Below are 19,940 nucleotides of genomic sequence, written 5' to 3'. Positions count from 1 at the left end.
TGTGTTCCTGTGTTGTTATTAGACGATCAGTTGTTCTGTGCGTTCGCGCAGCACATCGCGGTAATAGCGTTCTGCCACATCCGGGTGGGAGCGCAGACGCCCTTTCAGGTAATTCCACCCCACGTCGCGCAGCAGTGGATTTTGTGGGTCGCTCTCTGGCCCGTGTGCTTCTTGCGCCAGTTCTGCAGGTAGCGTGTAAAGCGGGACGACGGCATCTAGTTGCGCACCGAGGAAGAAAGCAATTGAGAGGCGTTGTTGGCCGGCCGGGGGCGATACCACGCGGTGAACGGTGGCACGCAAATAACCATTTGTCGCCAGTTCCAGCAACTCACCAATATTGACGACAAAGCTGCCCTTCAGCGGTAACGCATCGATCCAGCGGCCGGGTTCCACTTCGACCTGCAACCCTTTTTGCTCGTCTTGCAGCAGGAAACTGAGGAAACCCGAGTCTTTATGCGCACCGACGCCCTGTGAGCTCTGCGTCTTTTGCTGACCGGGATAGCGGATCAATTTGATGTGTTCGTTGGGCTTGTTGCCATACAGCGCATCAAAAGCGTTGGCCGGCAGTTGCAGCGCTTCGGCAAATGCTCGCAGCAAGGTCATCGCCATGTCGGTCATCGCCCGTTGCCAGTTAAGCAGGGCGGGTTTTAGCGTCGGCTGCACCGCAGGCCACAAGTTCGGGCCTTGTAACCGTCGCCAGCGCGGGTCGTTTTCACTGAGCTGCAAGACCGGGCGTTCCGCGCCAATATCAAACTGTTCACGCCAGTCAGGCTGACCGCGAGTGATTTCCGATGCGGCGCGGTTGTAGCCGCGAAAATGCGGAGAGTGGATCATCGCCACTTGCTGTTTTTGCTCATCAGAAAGGGCGAAAAATTGCCGGGCTTCGCGCTGGACAGCCTGCTGTAGCGCGTCATCGACGCCGTGGTTAATAAGATAAAAGAAGCCGATATCGCGTGCAGCATGGCGCAGGTCGGCAAGAAAAGTATCGCGCTCAGCGCCGTGTGTATAACGGTCGAGATCGAGAATAGGCAGTGTGGTTGCGTTCATTGTGTTCTCCGAGGGCGGTAAAAAGGTGTCGGTTCAGGCTTAGGGTTCGGGGACAACAACAGCGCATTTTCTTTTCCTCACGTTTGGGTGTCGTCACAGCTTGCCTTACGACAAACACTTCAACCAATAACGTTCTTTTCTAATTTATGACCGAGCAGGATCATGTGCTTTTGCAAAAAACGCATAACGCGGAACGCTTGAAATGGGGAAATAACTCCGATAGACTTTTGTTATGTTATAACAAAACAAAAGAGTGAATGATGAGACCCGATATCCATCCCCATTACCGTACTGTCGTATTCCATGACACCAGCATCAATGAGTATTTCAAAGTGGGCTCGACCATTAAAACGGAGCGCGAAATTGAGCTGGAAGGCGTGACGTATCCGTATGTCACGATTGACGTTTCTTCGGCTTCGCACCCGTATTACACCGGTAAACAGAAAGTGATTGCGAACGAAGGCAGCGCGGCGCGTTTCCAGCAGCGCTATGGCCGCTTTTTTGCCGATAAAAAGGAGTAAATGATGCAGGTACTGAATTCACTACGTAGCGCGAAACAACGCCACCCCGACTGCCAAATTGTTAAGCGCAAGGGGCGTTTGTACGTGATTTGTAAATCTAACCCGCGCTTCAAAGCTGTACAGGGTAAAAAGAAAAAACGTTAAGCGCGAAGCGATGCCAGGGAGTAACGCTGCTTGCCGTCAGCCGTGAAATTATCGGCGGCAAGCCAGCGTTGTAGCGCGCTATCCACGGTTGGCCATTCACTGTCAATAATTGAAAACCAGTCTGTATCGCGGTTATGGCCTTTACTCACCAGCGCCTGACGAAAGCGGCCTTCAAACTGAAAACCTAAGCGCAGCGCGGCCTGGCGCGAAGGTTCATTCAGGCTGTTGCATTTCCATTCATAGCGGCGATAGCCAAGCGTATCGAAGACATAGCGCATCAATAACCAATGTGCTTCTGTCGATGCCGGGGTTCGGCTTAGCAGCGGCGAAAAGTGCACGCTTCCTACTTCCACCACACCGTTTTTTTCATCAATGCGCATTAACGATAAACTGCCAACCGGCAAATCGGTTTGCTTATCGATAACGGCAAAATGAAGCGGATCGCGCAGGGCGCATACGCTGGCGATCCACGCGCCAAAGGCGGATTCATCCTGCTCGGGTTCTCGTAACAACCATGTCCAACTACGGTTGTCGCCCGCACGTCGATGCGCCTGAAATAGCGCGGTGGCGTGGCCTGGCTGCAAGGGTTCGAGACGACAATAATCGCCTTTTAGCGCCACGCGCTCCGGGAAAGGGCGCGGTTGCCAATCCGGCAGAGCTGCGCCGATCGGTTGTTGATACTCGTTGATTGCGTTCATTGTGGCTCCTTTTGATGTGCTGCCAGCGTAGCGCGGTGCTGGTTCCCTAAAAAGAGCCATACCGCTATAGTCTTATGGGGCCACGATTGAGAGCGGAAAATGAACATTCCGGACGATGAGTTATATGCGCTACTGCGCCAGCCGCTAGCGGCGCGCGCGGGGGCGACGCTGCAGCGGACGGTTTATATGGCGCTGCGTGATGCGATACTGAATGGCAGGTTAAAATCGGGTAGCCTGTTGCCGGGTTCGCGCGTGTTGGCTCAGGCGTTGGTGCTTTCGCGCAATACCGTTAACACGGCGCTTGAGCAACTGGCTGTGGAAGGATATGTATTGCGCGACCGGCAAGGAACGCGTGTCGCCACACTGGCAAATGTTGAACGCTCACCGCTGACGCCGCCATCGGTCAGACTGGCTCGCGGCGTACAACAACTGCCTGGTGGTGTTCAGCGTTATTCACCCGCACTGGCATTCACTCCCGGCATTCCCGCCGCTAACTATTTTCCGCTGGCTATCTGGCGGCGGCTTACGGAGCGGGTATGGCGTGATGAGGGCAACACGTTGCTGAGTTATGGCGCGTCTGCCGGCGAACTGCGCCTGCGCATGGCGATTGCGCGTCATCTGGCGATTTCCCGCGGTATTCATTGTGATGCTGAACAGATTGTCATCACTGAAGGTGCGCAGGAAGCACTGATGTTGTGTGTGCGTTTGTTGTGCGATGCCGGTGATGAAGCGTGGGTCGAGGAGCCCGGTTATGGCGGGGCAAAAAGCGCGTTTTTATCGGCAGGGTTAAATGTCACAGGAATCAGTGTCGATAATGAAGGAATGAGGCTGGATGTTACGGCGGCCACGCCGCGCATTATTTACACCTCGCCGTCGCATCAATATCCCTTAGGCCAGGTGATGAGTGCAACCCGGCGGCTGGCGCTGCTGGATTATGCCAGCCGCACGGGGAGCTGGATTATCGAGGACGATTACGACAGCGAGTTCCGTTATCCCGGCGAGCCTATTCCGGCAATGCTCGGCATGGTGGCTCATCCGCCGGTGGTTTATATCGGTACGTTCAGCAAGACACTGTTTCCCTCGCTGCGTATTGGTTTCATGGTCATGCCGCCCGCGTTGGCGCAGGCTGCTGTGCCGGTTATCGGCAGTTTATTGCGCGGAGGTCACCGGGCAGAGCAACTGACGCTGGCGCGTTTTATTGAAGAGGGACACTACACGCGTCATTTGGCGGCGATGCGGCGTCTCTACCGCAAGCGACAGGCACATTTGCTGGAGGCGTTACACCGTGAAATGCGGGTTGATCATCATATTTATGGCGGTGGCGGTGGGCTGCATTTAGCGTTGTCGATTCCGGGGATTGACGATCAAGCTCTTGTCCGCGAAGCGCACAAACTGCAACTTGCGCCGCATGCATTAAGCCGTTTCTGGCTTGAGCAAAACACGGCATCAAGTGGGCTGGTTCTGGGTTACGGTAATACCTCCGCCGCGCGGTTTCCGGCGGCGGTGAGTGCGCTTAACCGGCTGATTGTGCGCCAGCAGGGCGGGTAAGGGTGAAGACATCGTAAAAAGAGAGTTCGCCTTTACGCTCAACCATTTTCTGTAGCTGCGCTTTGTGTTCGTCATCCACTTTCGGCGAATGAAGAATAGCTTCAATCAAACCATCAGGCACAAAACGGGTGTTGTACCACTCGCCGTTATAACAGACGCGAAAATCGAGAACATCGATATCGTCGTAGTTGTAGCGAGGGTAAACATCGAAAAAGAAAAAACCGTTCAGCACGACGAACAGCACAACCAGCAACCATACCGAACCGGAAAGGGTTTCGGATTGCAGCATCACGGCGAGCGTAGCAAGCCAGGCCAGATACATACCGATAAACAAGCCGGGGTGATTGCGAATAAAACTGATGCTGAAGCGCGGCCGGTTATCTCGTTTCTCGCGCTGATTTATCTCTTCAATCGTTTCGGTGAGCAGCCGCTGTATCTCTGTCATCTTACGCCTTTGTTGATACTGTTTTGCAGGTGGACAACCTATTTTAAGTTGCCACTATGTATGAAAAAAGTAACAGTTTCATCACAAAAAACGATAACAGTTACAGCGCGGCGGTGGGCAATGTCTTGATGATTTGCGCCGGGTTACCACCGACGACCACATTGGGCGGTACATCTTTTACGACAACCGCACCGGAAGCAATGACGGCATTATCCCCGATAGTGACGCCAGGATTAATCACCGCTCGCCCGCCAATCCACACATTGTGACCAATGGTGACGGATTTTCCATATTCAATGCCGCTTATGCGTTCAGCGGCATCAACTGGATGTGTTGCCGTGTAGATATGTACGCCGGGCGCCAGCATGCAATTGTCGCCGATATGAATAGGGCAGACATCAAGCATCACGCAATCAAAATTAGCGTAAAACGCCTTACCGAGGAAAATATTGTACCCATAGTCGCAGCGGAAACTGGGTTCGATATAAGCCTCTTCACTTTGGCCAAGAAGTTCTTTGAGGATGACTTTACGTTCAGCTTTTTCATCCGGGCGTGAATGGTTATAGCGATGAAGCAATTGCCGGGCGCGCAGGCGGTCGGAACGCAAGGTTTCATCAGACGGACGGTAGGGCAAACCGGCTGTCATTTTTTGTTTTTCATCATTCATTGGGAGCGGATACACCTGTCACCAAGGTTGAACGCCATGTCGCGATAAAGAAAACCTTCGATAAACATTCAGGAGAATTAACGCACAAATTTCCACACGGAGGAGGGGATTTTGTCATAAAGCTTATTCATGGTCAGTTCTGCCAGACGATGATCCGCTGCTGAATAAAACACCGCGAGTTCCTCGTCGGGAAGTTCGTATTTATTTTTTTCAATTACACGTTCAAGGGTATCAATTGTCTGACAGCGTCTTAAGCGCATCAAATAATCAATTTTTGTTAATGGTTTTTCGGACATACCTTCACCTTAGTGTTGAAAAACTAACAAGAGTGGCTAACAGGATTAGCCTTGCTTACATTGACGAAACTGCGGAACAATTTGTTACCTGTTTTACGCCATTTCTGTAAGTCGTGTGTATTTATGCCATAGCTACTGAACAACATAAACGTATCGTCAAGGTATTCGTCTATCAGTTCAATCAGCTTATTATCTTCATTGTACTTAATTTTATAATTAAGTGCGAAAGTGGCTATGTGTTCTATCAGCTCGTTTAACTGCAAATTGATTGCCGAGGTAGGATCGTTAACCCACCCATGATGGCTCTCTTCAAGATTAGCGAGACAGTCATGGTACAACGTTTCGCAGAGAAATTTGAGCTGCGCGATATCATGCCTTTTCGGCGAGTATTCGTCCATAACGCATCCCCTTCTGAGTGGTAATTTTTTTACTAACCAAAGGCTGTTTCAGGATGGGAAACTTCTGCTCTGACCAGAGACACAGGCTGCTTTATGATGTTGATATAACTATAAGCTAGTCTGAAAAGGATTTCATGGTGCCATCATGAAAAATTACAAATAATATGTTTTCCAGTCCAAAATGGACGAAATAGCAATCAACTCAATGGAGATAAAATGTTGCGTTTATGCGCTTTATTGTTCGCGCATCCTTACGATTCATTAAGTTAGCGCTATTGAGATTATTCCTCAAATAGGAATATTTTTATACCAGGATTTTTCTGACTTAAACTGATTGTACCCACTAATTAAGAGTATTACCTGGCCATCAAACTTGTATTGCAAATACACAGTAATTATATGCCTTATATTCGCAGCATAAAATAAACAAACAGACAATAAATGCTTTTAATGACCGTTTATGGACGGAAGAGTTGATGTGAAAAAGGCCGCTAAGCGCGGCCTTTTCTAATATAGAAACTGAGAAACTTACTGCTGCTCAACCTTGTGGCTGTGTTCTATATCTTCGCGGCGGCTAAAGCGGCGGCGGACCACCACAAAGAACACCGGAACGAAGAAGATAGCCAGTACGGTTGCGGTGATCATCCCGCCCATTACGCCGGTACCTACGGCGTTTTGCGCGCCGGAACCTGCACCGGAGCTGATAACCAACGGCAGTACCCCGAGGATAAACGCCAGAGACGTCATCAGAATCGGGCGCAAACGCATACGTACCGCTTCAAGCGTCGCTTCTATCAGCCCTTTGCCCTCTTTATCCATGAGATCCTTGGCGAATTCGACGATAAGTATCGCGTTCTTCGCCGACAAGCCAATGGTTGTCAGCAGGCCTACCTGGAAGTACACGTCATTGGTCAGGCCACGGAAGCTCGCCGCCAACAATGCACCAACAACCCCCAGCGGAACCACCAGCATGACCGAGAACGGAATCGACCAGCTCTCATAGAGTGCTGCCAGACAGAGGAAGACCACAATCAGCGAAATGGCGTATAGCGCTGGTGCCTGGTTACCGGAGAGACGTTCCTGGTAGGACATCCCCGTCCAGTCATAGCCGATGCCGGTAGGCAACTTGCTGGCCAGTTCTTCCATCATTGCCATCGCTTCACCGGTACTTTTCCCCGGAGCTGCCTGGCCAAGAAGTTCCATTGACGGCAAACCGTTGTAACGTTCCAGACGCGGTGAGCCATATTCCCAGTGTGTGGTGGAGAAGGCTGAGAATGGCACCATCTGACCATCGGTCGCACGGACATACCAGTTACCGATGTCGCTTGGCAGCATGCGGTATTTTGCCTGCGACATCACGTACACTTTCTTCACGCGACCACGGTCGATGAAGTCGTTAACGTAGCTACCGCCCCATGCTGCTCCCAGCGTGGTGTTGATATCGCTAATCGACACACCCAGCGCCTGCGCTTTTTCCTGATCGATATCGATCTTGAATTGCGGTGTATCTTCAAGCCCGTTAGGACGCACGCCGACCAGCAGATCCGGGTGCTGCGCGATTTCACCAAACAGCTGGTTACGCGCCTGCGTTAACTTCTCATGACCGAGGTTGGCCTGGTCGATCAACTGGAAGTCGAAGCCAGTAGCCGTACCCAGCTCGACAATTGCTGGCAGGTTAAAGGCGAAGACCATCGCATCTTTAATCGACGCAAAGTGCGCGCTGGCACGGCCTGCAATCGCAGGAACCTTGTTCGCTTCACCTGGACGTTCATCCCAGTTTTTCAGCGAAATGAATGCCAGACCGGTGTTCTGACCGCGACCGGAGAAGCCGAAACCGTTAACGGTAAAGACGGAATTAACGTTGTCTTTCTCGTTTTCCAGATAATACTTCGTCACTTCATCCAGCACTTTCTGCGTACGTTCTTGTGTCGCACCCGCAGGCAACTGAGCCATGGTCAGAAACACACCCTGGTCTTCATCCGGCAGGAACGAACTTGGCAGACGCACAAACAGCACCGCCATGCCCGCAACGATAATGATATAGAGCAGCAAATAACGACCGGTGCTGCGCAGGATATTGCCCACGCTATCGGTGTAATGGTGCGTGCTCTTTTCGAACATGCGGTTGAACCAGCCGAAGAAGCCTTTTTTGCCTTCGCCGTGGTCGCCTTTTGCGACCGGTTTCAGCATCGTGGCGCACAGTGCTGGCGTCAGGATCAACGCCACCAGTACGGAGAGCACCATCGCAGAAACGATAGTGATCGAGAACTGGCGATAGATAGCGCCGGTAGAGCCGCCGAAGAAGGCCATCGGGATAAATACGGCTGACAGAACCAGTGCGATACCAACCAGTGCGCCTTGAATCTGCCCCATCGAGCGGCGTGTCGCCTCTTTCGGCGGCAAGCCTTCTTCCATCATCACACGCTCGACGTTTTCCACCACCACGATGGCATCGTCCACGAGCAGACCTATCGCCAGTACCATACCAAACATGGTGAGGGTGTTTATCGAGTAGCCAAACGCGGCGAGTATGGCGAAAGTACCGAGCAGTACCACCGGCACCGCAATGGTTGGGATAAGCGTTGCGCGGAAGTTCTGTAGGAACAGATACATCACCAGGAACACCAGCACGATCGCTTCAACCAGCGTTTTCACCACTTCGTTAATAGAAATCTTAACGAACGGGGTCGTGTCGTACGGGTAAACCACTTTCAGGCCGTGCGGGAAGAACGGTTCCAGTTTGGCGATCGTGCCGCGTACTGCCTCGGCGGTATCCAGTGCGTTCGCGCCGGTCGCCAGTTTAATCCCCAGACCTGCTGCCGGTTGACCGTTATAGCGGGCGATAACGTCATAGCTTTCACCGCCCAGCTCGATCTTCGCGACATCGCGCAGACGAACCTGCGAGCCATCGCTGTTCACTTTCAGCAGGATTTTGCCAAACTCTTCGGTCGACGTCAGACGAGTCTGCGCGATGATGGAAGCGTTCAACTGCTGTCCTTTCACCGGCGGTGTACCGCCTAACTGACCGGCTGCTACCTGGGCGTTCTGCGCTTTAATGGCCGCAATCACGTCAACCGGCGTCAGCTGGAAGTTATTGAGTTTGTTTGGGTCCATCCAGATACGCATCGCATACTGCGCACCGAACAGCTGAACATCACCCACGCCCGCAGTACGGCTGACCGGATCTTTAATGGTCGCGCCCACGTAGTCGGCAATATCTTCCTGCGTCATTGAACCATCGGTACTGATCATACCGAGAACCATCAGGAAGCTACTGGATGATTTCTCAACGCTAACACCCTGCTGCTGTACTTCTTGCGGTAACAACGGCATCGCCAGTTGCAGTTTGTTCTGCACCTGAACCTGCGCGATGTCCGCATCAGTACCGGAATCGAAGGTGATAGTGATCTGCACCGTACCAGAGGAATCACTGGCAGAGGACATATAGAGCAGGTTATCGATACCGTTCATGTTCTGTTCGATAACCTGCGTTACGGTGTCCTGCACCGTTTTCGCATCAGCACCTGGGTAGGAAGCCGTGATCTGAATTGCAGGTGGCGCGATCGTCGGATACTGCGCTACCGGCAATTTGAGGATCGAAAGCGCCCCTGCCAGCATGATGATAATCGCGATAACCCACGCAAATATGGGGCGATCGATAAAAAACTTAGCCATGTCTTAACGGCTCCTGTTTAAGTTAAGACTTCGGTTTTTCTGACTGGCCGCCGGCCTGGGCTTGCTCTTTATTGTCAGAAGTCACTTCCTGCGCTTTCACCTGCGCGCCCGGTTTGACTTTTTGTAAACCCGTGATGATCACACGATCGCCGGTTTTCAGGCCATCCGTTACCAGCCATTTGTCGCCAATGGCCTGGGTCGCAGTGATATTACGGATTTCAACTTTGTCGCCTTCGCCCACAACCATCACTGTTGCATCGCCGCGCGGCGTACGGGCAACGCCTTGTTGCGGAACCAGCAGCGCGTTCGGGTTCACACCTTCTTCAAGCTTGGCGCGTACAAACATGCCGGGCAGTAGGGTGTGGTCAGGGTTCGGGAACACCGCACGCAGCGTGATAGAACCGGTGGTCTGGTCGACGGTCACACCGGAGAACTCCAGCGTACCGGCCTGCGAATACTGAATGCCGTCATTGGTGACTAACTGCACTTTCGCTTTGCCGTTTTCCTGTTTCAGAGAACCACTTGCCATCTCTTGTTTCAGGCGCAGGAAGTCATTGCTCGACTGGGTCACATCAACGTAGATCGGGTCAAGCTGCTGCACGGTAGTCAGCGCAGTCGTTTGCCCGCTCTGTACTAATGCGCCTTCCGTTACGGTTGACGTACCGGTACGGCCGCTAATCGGCGAGGTCACTTTGGTGTAAGCCAGATTGATGCGCGCGCTTTCAACCGCTGCCTTTGCGGCGATAACCGTCGCATTAGCCTGCTGTGCATCCGCTTGCGCAGTGTCGTAATCCTGTTGGCTGATGTACTTGGTACCCAACAGTTTTTTATACCGATTCACGGTCATCTGCGCGATATTCGCAGCAGCTTGCGCCTTCGCAAGGTCACCTTTCGCGCTGTCGTAAGCAGCTTGATAAGTTGCCGGATCAATCTGATAGAGCGAGACACCTGCTTCAACGTCACTGCCTTCCGTGAAGTTGCGTTTTAAAATAATGCCGCTAACCTGCGGGCGGACTTCCGCAATGCGGTACGCACTGGTTCGGCCCGGCAGCTCTGTGGTGATTTGCAGAGGTTCAGTTTTGACCGTTACGACGCCAACTTCTGGCATCTGGCCCGCTCCCTTTTGTGCAGGTTTTTCGTCACATCCTGTAAGCGCTAAGCTGCCCGAAAGCATCAGAACGACCGCCAGAGGCGTTAACCCTCTGTTTTTGTTCATAAGTAAACCTCGAGTGTCCGATTTCAAATTGATCAATGGATCAATGGCCCAAAAACCCATTGCTGCGTTTATATTATGGTCGTGCTATGGTACAAACATTCACAAATGTATGTAAATCTGACTCCTGTAAATTCACCAACATATGGCACGAAAAACCAAACAACAGGCACTGGAGACCCGTCAGCATATTCTTGATGTTGCCATGCGGCTGTTTTCCCAGCAGGGCGTTTCTGCAACTTCACTGGCTGAAATTGCGCAGGCGGCAGGCGTGACTCGCGGCGCGATTTACTGGCACTTCAAAAACAAGTCGGATTTGTTTAGTGAAATATGGAAGCTATCAGAGTCCAGTATTGGCGATCTTGAGATTGAGTATCGGGCAAAATTCCCTGACGATCCACTCTCGGTATTAAGAGAAATATTGGTTTATATCCTTGAAGCAACAGTTGTTGAAGAACGGCGTCGCTTAATGATGGAGATCATTTTTCACAAATGTGAGTTTGTCGGTGAAATGGCAATTGTGCAAGAAGCGCAGCGGAATTTGTGCCTCGAAAGTTATGATCGAATCGAGCTTACACTTCACGAATGTATGCAGGCAAAATTGCTGCCGGACAATTTATTGACCCGCCGCGTCGCAGTGCTTATACGTGCCTATGTTTCAGGCATTATGGAAAACTGGCTCTTTGCTCCGCAATCTTTTGATCTCAAAAAAGAAGCGCGTGATTACGTCACTATCCTGCTGGAGATGTGCCAGCTCTGCCCGACGCTGCGAGCTGAGCAGCACGCGTTCAAGGCATAATATTGCAAGCCGCCAGGATTTCTCCTGGAGGCTTCTCACTTCGCTAGGTTGTTGCATAACAGCGTGATATTCTTGCGCGCGTGGCTATTCCGGCCGCCTTTCCGAACAGAAAACGATCGCTCAAATTATGTTGCACAACTATCGCATGCGAAATACGTTCGCCGCTTTTGCCGCCGCATTGTTTCTTGTCTTTATTTGCCTTGCGAGTAACGTCGCCCGGGCGCAGACAACCAACGATTTGCCTTCCCGCACCGATGTGCAAAGCCAACTCGACGCGCTGAATAAGCAAAAAACGCACTCCGCGCAGGATAAACTGGTTATCCAGGATTTAACGGAGACGCTGGACACGCTCGACAAAATTGACCGGGTCAAGCAAGAAACCGCGCTGCTCAAACAAAAAGTTGCACAAGCGCCGGACAAATTGCGCCAGGCAACGGATGCGCTCAACGCGCTTAACGATAAAGACAACGACGACGAGACGCGTAAAACGCTGGCCTCGCTCTCCCTGCGCCAGCTGGAATCCCGCGTTTCACAATTGCTGGAAGATCTGCAAACCGCGCAAAACGATTTATCCAATTACAACAGCCAACTGGTATCATTACAGACGCAGCCGGAGCGTGTACAGAATTCTATGTACTCCGCCTCGCAACAGCTGCAGCAAATTCGCAACCGTCTGAACGGTACTGTGGCGGGCGAGGGCGCGCTGCGTCCTTCGCAGCAAAACCTGTTGCAGGCACAGCAGGCATTGCTCAATGCGCAGATCGAACAGCTGCGCAAAAGCCTGGAAGGCAACACGGTATTGCAAGATACGTTGCAAAAGCAGCGCGATTACGTCACTGCAAACAGTAACCGCCTTGAACACCAGCTCCAGTTATTGCAGGAAGCGGTAAACAGCAAGCGCCTGACGCTGACCGAAAAAACCGCACAAGAAGCCATTACGCCAGACGAAACGGCGCGCATCCAGGCAAACCCGCTGGTAAAACAAGAGCTGGATATTAACCATCAACTGAGCCAGAAACTGATTGCCGCCACAGAGAGCGGTAACGCGTTGGTGCAGCAAAATATCAAGGTGAAAAACTGGCTCGATCGCGCGTTGCAGTCTGAGCGCAATATAAAAGAACAGATTTCCGTATTGAAAGGCAGCTTGCTGTTGTCGCGTATTCTCTACCAACAGCAGCAGGTCTTACCGTCGGCGGATGAACTGGAAGATATGACCAACCGTATTGCGGATCTGCGTCTTGAACAGTTCGACATCAATCAGCAGCGCGATGCCCTGTTCCAGAGCGATAACTTTGTCGCCAGGCTGGAAGAGGGTCACCAGACTGAGGTGAACGACGAAGTCCATGATGCACTGTTGCAAGTCGTGGATATGCGCCGCGAACTGCTCGATCAGTTGAATAAGCAGCTTGGTAACCAACTGATGATGGCCATCAATTTGCAGGTGAATCAGCAGCAGTTGATGAGCGTGTCGAAAAGCTTGCAGGAGATCCTGACCCAGCAAATCTTCTGGGTGAACAGCAACAAGCCGATGGACTGGGACTGGATCAAATCCTTCCCGCAGGCGCTGCGCGACCAGATTAAAGGCACCAAAATTACCGTTAACTGGGAAAAAGCCTGGCCAGCGGTGGCCATTGCTTTCCTGGCCGGTTTGCCTCTATTGCTGATTGCCGGGCTGATTCGCTGGCGTTTACGCTGGTTGAAAAGCTACCAGGCAAAACTTGCCGCTCAGGTTGGGCAACTGCGTGGCGATAGCCAACTGCATACGCCGAAAGCGATTCTTATCGATCTCATTCGTGCCTTGCCGGTCTGTTTGCTGATCCTGGCGGTCGGCCTGATTCTGCTCACGATGCAGCTAAATATTAGCGAGCTGCTGTGGGCATTCAGTAAAAAACTGGCGCTGTTCTGGCTGGTATTTGGCCTGTGCTGGAAAGTGCTGGAAAAAGACGGCGTCGCGGTCAGCCACTTTAATATGCCCGCGCAGCTTACCAGCCACTGGCGTCGGCAGATTGTCCGCATCAGCCTGGCGTTATTGCCGCTACACTTCTGGTCAGTGGTATCGGAACTCTCCCCGTTACATCTGATGGATGATGTGATTGGACAATTTGTCATTCTGATTAACCTGTTGGTGATTACGGCGTTGGTGTGGCCGATGTTCCGCGAAAGCTGGCGTGATAAAGAGTCGCACAGCATGCGTTTGGTGACGGTCACCGTGCTGGCGATTGTGCCGATTGCCTTAATGGTGCTGACGGCGACAGGTTATTTCTACACCACGCTGCGCCTCTCCGGGCGCTGGATTGAAACGGTTTATCTGGTCATTATCTGGAACCTGCTTTACCAAACGGTGCTGCGTGGCTTAAGCGTGGCGGCGCGTCGTATTGCATATCGCCGTGCGCTGGCGCGTCGGCAGAATATGGTGAAAGAGGGCGCGGAAGGGGCTGAACCACAAGAAGAACCGAGCATTGCGCTGGAGCAGGTCAACCAACAAACCTTGCGTATCACCATGTTGGTCATGGTGGCGCTGTTTGGCGTGGTGTTCTGGGCAATTTGGTCTGATTTAATAACCGTGTTCGCCTACCTCGATAGCATCACCTTGTGGCATTACAACGGCACTGAAGCCGGTGCGGCGGTGTCGAAAAGCGTGACGCTTGGCAGCCTGCTGTTTGCCGTGATTGTCTTTGTGGTGGCATGGGCGCTGATTCGAAACTTGCCGGGCTTGCTGGAAGTGTTGATCCTCTCGCGGCTGAATATGCGCCAGGGTTCGTCGTATGCCGTCACCACCATTCTCAACTACATCATCATTGCCGTTGGCGCCTTGACCGTGTTCGGTTCGCTTGGCGTGTCGTGGGATAAACTGCAATGGCTGGCAGCCGCCTTATCAGTGGGTCTGGGGTTCGGCTTACAAGAAATTTTCGGTAACTTTGTTTCCGGGTTGATTATTCTGTTTGAACGCCCGGTGCGCATAGGCGATACGGTAACGATTGGTACTTTCTCCGGTACGGTCAGCAAAATCCGTATCCGTGCGACGACCATTACCGACTTTGACCGCAAAGAGGTCATCATCCCGAACAAAGCGTTCGTCACCGAGCGTCTGATTAACTGGTCATTGTCCGATACCATCACTCGCGTGGTGATCCGCATTGGCGTGGCGTATGGTTCGGACCTCGACAAGGTGAAAAAAGTGCTGCTGAAAGCGGCGATGGATCATCCAAAAGTGATGCACGATCCTGAGCCGTCCGTCTTCTTCACCACTTTTGGCGCCAGTACGCTGGATCACGAGCTGCGTCTGTATGTGCGTGAACTGCGCGATCGCAGCTATACGGTGGATGAGCTTAACCGCACCATCGATAAACTGTGTCGCGAGAATGATATTGATATCGCCTTCAATCAGCTGGAAGTGCACCTGCGAAATGATAAAGGTGATGAGCTGACCGAAGTGAAACGTGAGCTAAAAGGTGACGATCCGACGCCATCGGTCGCGCAATAAACGCGTTCCCCTCTCTTACGGGAGAGGGGAAGCCAGACGTTTGTTCTCAAAATCTTTTTTAACAATCTCCAGCGCCTTGAGTACCAGCTCAGGCGCAATATCATGCTGCTCTAGCAACATAATTAAATCCACCGCCAGCTTGACCTCATCGGGGGCATTTTCCAGTGACATTCTCTCTCCTGGGTTAACGGGTTAAGCGCGTCAGCACGCCTTCGATCTTCTCCAGCGCATGGCGGCAGCGAGCCAGCCTGTCGGCAAAGGCGTCGACTTCCTTATGCAACTGTTGCTGTTCAACCAGCGTAGCCACTGAGCGCAAACGCTGTTCACGTTCTTGCTTCATCGCCAGCAGGCGGCGCTCGTAATCCTGATGCTGCAAGCGCCTGCGCTGCCAGCGCGCGATGCCCGGCGAAGCGTGATCCCACTCGCGTAGCGACCAGACGGCGCTTTCACGCGTCAACGCCGCAATTTGCGCGGTCAAATGTTCCGCCAGCCAGACCACTTGTTCTAACCGATCATGTTCAACTGCGTGGCGTAGCGCCGACATATTCGCTGTACTTTCATCAAGATAAGATTGCATCCGCGTGCTGCGGGTTTGAAAAAGATGCCGGTCAAAACGGGCGCTAACCGTGGCGTGTTGCGCCAGCGGTGCGACCTGCTGGCGTAATGTCGCGAGTTGTTGTTCCAGCCTCTGCAAAAGCACGTCGCTTTTCACGCGTCTTCCCCCTGTAAATCACCCTGACTATGCTACATTAGCCGCTCATCCTGATAACGATTCGCATTATGCAACGCACTATTCTAATCATCATAGGCTGGTTGGCGGTAGCCCTTGGTACGCTCGGCGTGGTGTTGCCGCTGCTCCCAACCACCCCTTTTATATTGCTGGCGGCATGGTGTTTCGCCCGCTCTTCGCCGCGTTTTCACCAGTGGTTGCTTTACCGCTCCTGGTTTGGCGGCTACCTGCGCCACTGGCAACAGTACCGCGCAATGCCGCCGGGCGCGAAGCCGCGCGCGATTGCGGTCATTCTTGTTACGTTCGCCATTTCATTATATTTCGTGAATAGGCTGTGGGTACGTATTCTGTTGCTGGTCATTCTGGCTTGTCTGCTTTTCTTTATGTGGCGCATCCCGGTGATTGATGCAAAGCAACAAAAACCATAAAGCGCAGCGAAGGCAGTTGCAATTGTGGCGGACTGCCAGTAAATTCGAGCGTTTTCGAGCACGGGTGCGGCTGATTAAATGTTAATCAGTGGTTACATCAAACCTTCAATGCGCGTCACCGTGAGTAATACCGTTTCTATCAGGCAAAAATCCATGACAGCGACTGCGCAGCAGCTTGAATTTCTTAAAAACAGCATCAAAAGCATTCAGGATTACCCGAAGCCGGGCATCCTGTTCCGTGATGTCACCAGTTTGCTGGAAGACCCGAAAGCCTACGCTCTCAGCATTGAACTGTTGGTTGAGCGTTATAAAAATGCCGGGATCACCAAAGTTGTCGGTACCGAAGCGCGCGGCTTCCTGTTTGGCGCGCCGGTTGCGCTCGGTCTGGGCGTTGGTTTTGTACCGGTGCGCAAACCGCGTAAATTGCCGCGCGAAACCATCGCCGAAAGCTATGAGCTGGAGTACGGCACCGATCAGTTAGAGATCCACGTTGATGCGATCCAGCCCGGCGATAAAGTGCTGGTAGTAGACGATTTGCTGGCAACGGGCGGCACCATTGAGGCGACGGTTAAACTGATTCGTCGTCTGGGTGGCGAAGTGACCGATGCCGCATTTATCATTAATTTGTTCGATCTCGGCGGCGAGCAGCGCCTGCAAAAACAGGGCATTACCAGCTATAGCCTGGTGCCGTTCCCGGGGCATTAATCGCGCTGTTTATGCCAATAACCTCCATTCCTCGCGCCTGAGGGATGGAGTGTATTCACAGCCTGGCTGTGTTAGCATTATCCCTTCGTAAATCCACCTTCCAGCGTTTCAGAGCCTGCCAATGAGTTATCAGGTCTTAGCCCGAAAATGGCGACCACAAACTTTTGCTGACGTCGTCGGCCAGGAGCATGTGCTGACCGCACTGGCGAACGGCTTATCCTCAGGACGCATCCATCATGCGTATCTGTTTTCTGGCACCCGTGGTGTCGGAAAAACCTCTATTGCCCGCTTGCTGGCGAAGGGGCTTAACTGCGAAACCGGCATCACCGCCACACCGTGCGGTGTCTGTGATAACTGCCGTGAAATCGAGCAGGGCCGCTTTGTTGATTTGATCGAAATTGACGCCGCCTCGCGTACCAAAGTAGAAGACACGCGCGATCTGCTGGATAACGTGCAGTACGCACCAGCGCGCGGGCGTTTCAAAGTTTATCTCATCGATGAAGTGCATATGCTCTCGCGTCATAGCTTTAACGCGCTGTTAAAGACGCTGGAAGAACCGCCCGAGCATGTCAAATTTCTGCTGGCGACCACCGACCCGCAAAAACTGCCGGTAACCATTCTCTCCCGTTGCTTGCAGTTCCATCTTAAAGCGCTGGATGTTGACCAGATCCGTAACCAGCTCGAACATATTCTCGATGACGAGAAGATCGAACACGAACCTCGCGCGCTGCAACTGTTGGCGCGCGCCGCCGACGGCAGCCTGCGTGATGCGTTGAGTCTGACCGATCAGGCGATAGCCAGCGGCAACGGTCAGCTTTCCGCCGACGTGGTCAGTTCAATGCTCGGCACGCTGAATGACGACCAGGCGCTGTCGCTGGTTGAAGCGGTTGTCGCCGCTAACGGTGAGCGCGCTATGGCGCTGGTGAACGATGCCGCCTCGCGTGGCGTCGAGTGGGATGCGTTGCTGCTGGAAATGCAAACGTTACTGCACCGCATCGCGATGGTTCAGCTTACACCTGCGGCACTTGGCAGCGATATGGCACCGGTCGAACACCGTCTGCGCGAACTGGCTCGCACGGTGTCGCCCGCTGATGTACAGCTCTATTACCAGACGCTGCTGATTGGCCGCAAAGAGCTGCCGTTTGCGCCAGACAGGCGTATGGGCGTCGAGATGACGCTGCTGCGCGCACTGGCTTTCCACCCGCGGATGCCGCTGGCCGCGCCGGAAGTGCCACAACAATCTTTTGCTCCCGTAGCGCCCACGGCGGTTGTCTCGCCACAGCAGGTTGCGCCAGCAGAGCAAATGCCTTCACAGGTGCCGCCGCCAGATGCGCCGATGCCTGAGGCGACCAGTCAGGTACTGGCGGCGCGCAGGCAACTGCAACGCGCACAGGGAGCAGACAAAGCAAAAAAGAGTGAACCGGCAGCCGCAACCCGCGCGCGGCCGGTGAGTAATGCCGCGCTGGAACGACTGGCTTCGGTCACCGAGCGTGTACAATCGCGCCCGGCACCGTCGGCGCTCGAACAGGCTCCGGCCAAAAAAGAAGCCTACCGCTGGAAAGCGACAACGGTCGTGGAAACGGTAAAAGAAGTTGTCGCCACGCCAAAAGCGTTGAAAAAAGCGCTGGAGCATGAAAAAACGCCAGAACTGGCGAAAAAGCTGGCGGAAGAAGCGGTCGAACGTGACGCATGGGCAAAAGAAGTCAGCCTGCTCAAATTACCGAAACTGGTCGAGCAAGTGGCGCTGAACGCCTGGAAAGAGCAGGACGGCGAACGGGTATGCCTGCATTTGCGCAGCTCGCAGCGCCATCTTAATTCGCAGGGTGCGTTGAAAACACTGGGCGAGGCGCTGAGTGAATTACATGGCGCGGCGGTTGAACTGACTATCATTGAAGATGATAATCCGGCAGTGCGTACGCCGCTGGAGTGGCGTCAGGCAATCTATGAGGAAAAACTTGCGCAGGCGCGCGAGTCGATCATTGCGGATAACAACATCCAGACGCTGCAACGTTTTTTCGATGCGGACCTGGACGAAGAGAGTATTCGCCCCCTTTGACGGGCAGCTGCGGCTACCCGTTTTCAACCCTGAATGTGACTTATCACTCTGGTCAGTCACCACAGCTAAAGAGAGAAGCCTATGTTTGGAAAAGGCGGTCTGGGTAACCTGATGAAACAGGCCCAGCAGATGCAAGAAAAAATGCAGAAAATGCAGGAAGAGATCGCGCAGCTGGAAGTGACCGGCGAATCGGGCGCAGGTCTGGTGAAAGTGACCATCAACGGTGCGCATAACTGCCGTCGCGTGGAGATCGATCCGAGCCTGCTGGAAGACGACAAAGAGATGCTGGAAGATCTGGTTGCCGCTGCTTTTAACGATGCTGCTCGCCGCATTGACGAAACGCAGAAAGAGAAAATGGCGTCCGTCTCTTCCGGGATGTCTCTGCCGCCAGGCTTTAAGATGCCGTTCTGATGCAGACCAGCCCGCTGTTAACGCAGCTTATGGAAGCACTGCGCTGCCTGCCGGGCGTTGGCCCGAAGTCGGCTCAGCGCATGGCGTTTACGCTGTTGCAGCGCGATCGCAGCGGCGGCATGCGGCTGGCACAGGCGCTCACTCGGGCGATGTCGGAAATCGGCCACTGTGCCGATTGCCGCACTTTCACCGAGCAGGAGGTCTGCAACATTTGCAGCAACCCACGACGCCATGAAAACGGTCAAATCTGCGTGGTGGAAAGCCCGGCAGATATCTACGCCATTGAGCAGACCGGGCAATTCTCTGGTCGCTACTTTGTGCTGATGGGGCATCTGTCACCGCTCGACGGTATTGGCCCGGACGACATTGGCCTTGACCGGCTGGAGCAGCGTCTGGAGTCCGAAAAAATCCAGGAAGTGATCCTCGCCACCAATCCGACGGTGGAAGGGGAGGCGACCGCCAACTATATTGCTGAACTTTGTGCGCAGTATGGTGTGGAAGCCAGCCGTATCGCCCACGGCGTGCCGGTGGGCGGCGAGCTGGAAATGGTTGACGGGACGACGTTGTCGCACTCGCTGGCCGGCCGTCACAAGATTCGTTTTTAACCAAACGGAGGCAGAAATTTTTGCCTCCGCTTGAAAATTCCCGCCAATATCCCCACTTCTCCCTCAACGT

The 19,940-nt window shown here is 53.3% G+C and carries 20 protein-coding genes and 1 other annotated feature; of the genes, 10 read left to right on the top strand and 10 right to left on the bottom strand.

The genetic code is table 11. The features are described from left to right. Positions 1-18: 18 nt before the first annotated feature. Positions 19-1,047 carry an isopenicillin N synthase family dioxygenase gene (locus ACFX4O_RS04040; RefSeq protein WP_380207445.1) on the bottom strand — a complete coding sequence of 343 codons (1,029 nt, stop codon included), beginning with the start codon at positions 1,045-1,047 and terminating at the stop codon, positions 19-21. Positions 1,048-1,307: 260 nt separating this feature from the next. Here ACFX4O_RS04040 and ACFX4O_RS04035 point away from each other — a divergent pair, with 260 nt between their 5' ends. Together ACFX4O_RS04035 and ykgO are read left to right on the top strand one after the other, a co-directional pair. Next, positions 1,308-1,568 (top strand): type B 50S ribosomal protein L31, encoded by a 261-nt coding sequence (locus tag ACFX4O_RS04035; RefSeq protein WP_131406397.1) that lies wholly within the window; start codon positions 1,308-1,310, stop codon positions 1,566-1,568. 3 nt (positions 1,569-1,571) lie between these two features. Beyond that, positions 1,572-1,712, top strand: coding sequence for a type B 50S ribosomal protein L36 (gene ykgO / locus ACFX4O_RS04030; RefSeq protein ID WP_088236752.1), 141 nt, complete (start codon positions 1,572-1,574; stop codon positions 1,710-1,712). On the opposite strand, the gene ACFX4O_RS04025 is transcribed toward ykgO, so the two are convergent. Next, the gene (locus tag ACFX4O_RS04025; protein WP_380207443.1) at positions 1,709-2,410 is read right to left on the bottom strand and encodes a GNAT family N-acetyltransferase; all 702 of its coding nucleotides are present in this window, start codon (positions 2,408-2,410) and stop codon (positions 1,709-1,711) included. The genes ykgO and ACFX4O_RS04025 overlap by 4 nt on opposite strands. Positions 2,411-2,509: 99 nt before the next feature. Here ACFX4O_RS04025 and ACFX4O_RS04020 point away from each other — a divergent pair, with 99 nt between their 5' ends. Next, a complete protein-coding gene (locus ACFX4O_RS04020) occupies positions 2,510-3,958 on the top strand; it encodes a PLP-dependent aminotransferase family protein (RefSeq protein WP_380207441.1) in 1,449 nt (482 codons plus the stop codon). On the opposite strand, the gene ACFX4O_RS04015 is transcribed toward ACFX4O_RS04020, so the two are convergent. The 6 genes from ACFX4O_RS04015 to acrA all read right to left on the bottom strand — a co-directional run bounded on the left by ACFX4O_RS04015 (position 3,924) and on the right by acrA (position 10,655). Then, positions 3,924-4,403: a YlaC family protein gene (locus tag ACFX4O_RS04015; RefSeq protein ID WP_131406057.1), complete on the bottom strand. Its 480-nt coding sequence runs from the start codon at positions 4,401-4,403 to the stop codon at positions 3,924-3,926. The genes ACFX4O_RS04020 and ACFX4O_RS04015 overlap by 35 nt on opposite strands. Positions 4,404-4,503: 100 nt before the next feature. Continuing rightward, positions 4,504-5,070, bottom strand: coding sequence for a maltose O-acetyltransferase (gene maa, locus ACFX4O_RS04010; protein WP_380207439.1), 567 nt, complete (start codon positions 5,068-5,070; stop codon positions 4,504-4,506). A gap of 77 nt (positions 5,071-5,147) precedes the next feature. Continuing rightward, the gene (locus tag ACFX4O_RS04005; RefSeq protein WP_017459990.1) at positions 5,148-5,366 is read right to left on the bottom strand and encodes an HHA domain-containing protein; all 219 of its coding nucleotides are present in this window, start codon (positions 5,364-5,366) and stop codon (positions 5,148-5,150) included. A gap of 23 nt (positions 5,367-5,389) precedes the next feature. Continuing rightward, positions 5,390-5,764, bottom strand: coding sequence for an Hha toxicity modulator TomB (tomB, locus tag ACFX4O_RS04000; RefSeq protein ID WP_131406060.1), 375 nt, complete (start codon positions 5,762-5,764; stop codon positions 5,390-5,392). A gap of 528 nt (positions 5,765-6,292) precedes the next feature. Beyond that, positions 6,293-9,439 (bottom strand): multidrug efflux RND transporter permease subunit AcrB, encoded by a 3,147-nt coding sequence (gene acrB, locus ACFX4O_RS03995; protein WP_131406061.1) that lies wholly within the window; start codon positions 9,437-9,439, stop codon positions 6,293-6,295. 22 nt (positions 9,440-9,461) lie between these two features. Next, entirely contained in the window at positions 9,462-10,655 is a 1,194-nt protein-coding gene (acrA, locus tag ACFX4O_RS03990) for a multidrug efflux RND transporter periplasmic adaptor subunit AcrA (RefSeq protein WP_131406062.1), read from the bottom strand. 142 nt (positions 10,656-10,797) lie between these two features. Between acrA and acrR the strand changes: the two genes are divergently transcribed. Both acrR and mscK read left to right on the top strand, forming a co-directional pair. Further along, positions 10,798-11,451: a multidrug efflux transporter transcriptional repressor AcrR gene (acrR, locus tag ACFX4O_RS03985; protein ID WP_380207435.1), complete on the top strand. Its 654-nt coding sequence runs from the start codon at positions 10,798-10,800 to the stop codon at positions 11,449-11,451. A gap of 145 nt (positions 11,452-11,596) precedes the next feature. Beyond that, positions 11,597-14,935 (top strand): mechanosensitive channel MscK, encoded by a 3,339-nt coding sequence (gene mscK / locus ACFX4O_RS03980; protein WP_380207433.1) that lies wholly within the window; start codon positions 11,597-11,599, stop codon positions 14,933-14,935. Positions 14,936-14,950: 15 nt separating this feature from the next. Here the strand turns inward: mscK and rsmS are convergent, their stop codons facing one another. Both rsmS and priC read right to left on the bottom strand, forming a co-directional pair. Then, a complete protein-coding gene (gene rsmS / locus ACFX4O_RS03975; protein WP_131406065.1) occupies positions 14,951-15,106 on the bottom strand; it encodes a pleiotropic regulatory protein RsmS in 156 nt (51 codons plus the stop codon). Between the two features lie 13 nt (positions 15,107-15,119). Beyond that, on the bottom strand, positions 15,120-15,647 hold the full coding sequence (gene priC / locus ACFX4O_RS03970; protein WP_131406066.1) for a primosomal replication protein N'': 528 nt from the start codon (positions 15,645-15,647) through the stop codon (positions 15,120-15,122). Between the two features lie 68 nt (positions 15,648-15,715). On the opposite strand from priC, the gene ACFX4O_RS03965 reads away from it, so the two are divergent. From ACFX4O_RS03965 to recR, 5 genes are all read left to right on the top strand, one after another. After that, positions 15,716-16,093 (top strand): DUF454 family protein, encoded by a 378-nt coding sequence (locus ACFX4O_RS03965; RefSeq protein WP_380207430.1) that lies wholly within the window; start codon positions 15,716-15,718, stop codon positions 16,091-16,093. 153 nt (positions 16,094-16,246) lie between these two features. Further along, positions 16,247-16,798 carry an adenine phosphoribosyltransferase gene (gene apt, locus ACFX4O_RS03960; RefSeq protein ID WP_017459999.1) on the top strand — a complete coding sequence of 184 codons (552 nt, stop codon included), beginning with the start codon at positions 16,247-16,249 and terminating at the stop codon, positions 16,796-16,798. A gap of 121 nt (positions 16,799-16,919) precedes the next feature. Next, the gene (gene dnaX / locus ACFX4O_RS03955) at positions 16,920-18,854 is read left to right on the top strand and encodes a DNA polymerase III subunit gamma/tau (protein WP_380207427.1); all 1,935 of its coding nucleotides are present in this window, start codon (positions 16,920-16,922) and stop codon (positions 18,852-18,854) included. Beyond that, positions 18,187-18,251, top strand: a sequence feature (DnaX frameshifting element). Its footprint overlaps the gene before it by 65 nt. 81 nt (positions 18,855-18,935) lie before the next feature. Beyond that, positions 18,936-19,265, top strand: a complete 330-nt coding sequence (locus tag ACFX4O_RS03950; protein WP_007373594.1) for a YbaB/EbfC family nucleoid-associated protein — start codon at positions 18,936-18,938, stop codon at positions 19,263-19,265. Continuing rightward, positions 19,265-19,870 (top strand): recombination mediator RecR, encoded by a 606-nt coding sequence (gene recR / locus ACFX4O_RS03945; RefSeq protein WP_380207425.1) that lies wholly within the window; start codon positions 19,265-19,267, stop codon positions 19,868-19,870. Before ACFX4O_RS03950 ends, recR begins: the two co-directional genes overlap by 1 nt. Positions 19,871-19,940: the final 70 nt, after the last annotated feature.

The organism is Kosakonia sp. YIM B13571, assembly GCF_042788095.1.
GTDB classification, from domain to species: domain Bacteria; phylum Pseudomonadota; class Gammaproteobacteria; order Enterobacterales; family Enterobacteriaceae; genus Kosakonia; species Kosakonia quasisacchari.
The sequence above is the reverse complement of the archived record's forward strand: the minus strand, read 5'-3'. Positions and strand labels throughout refer to the sequence as shown.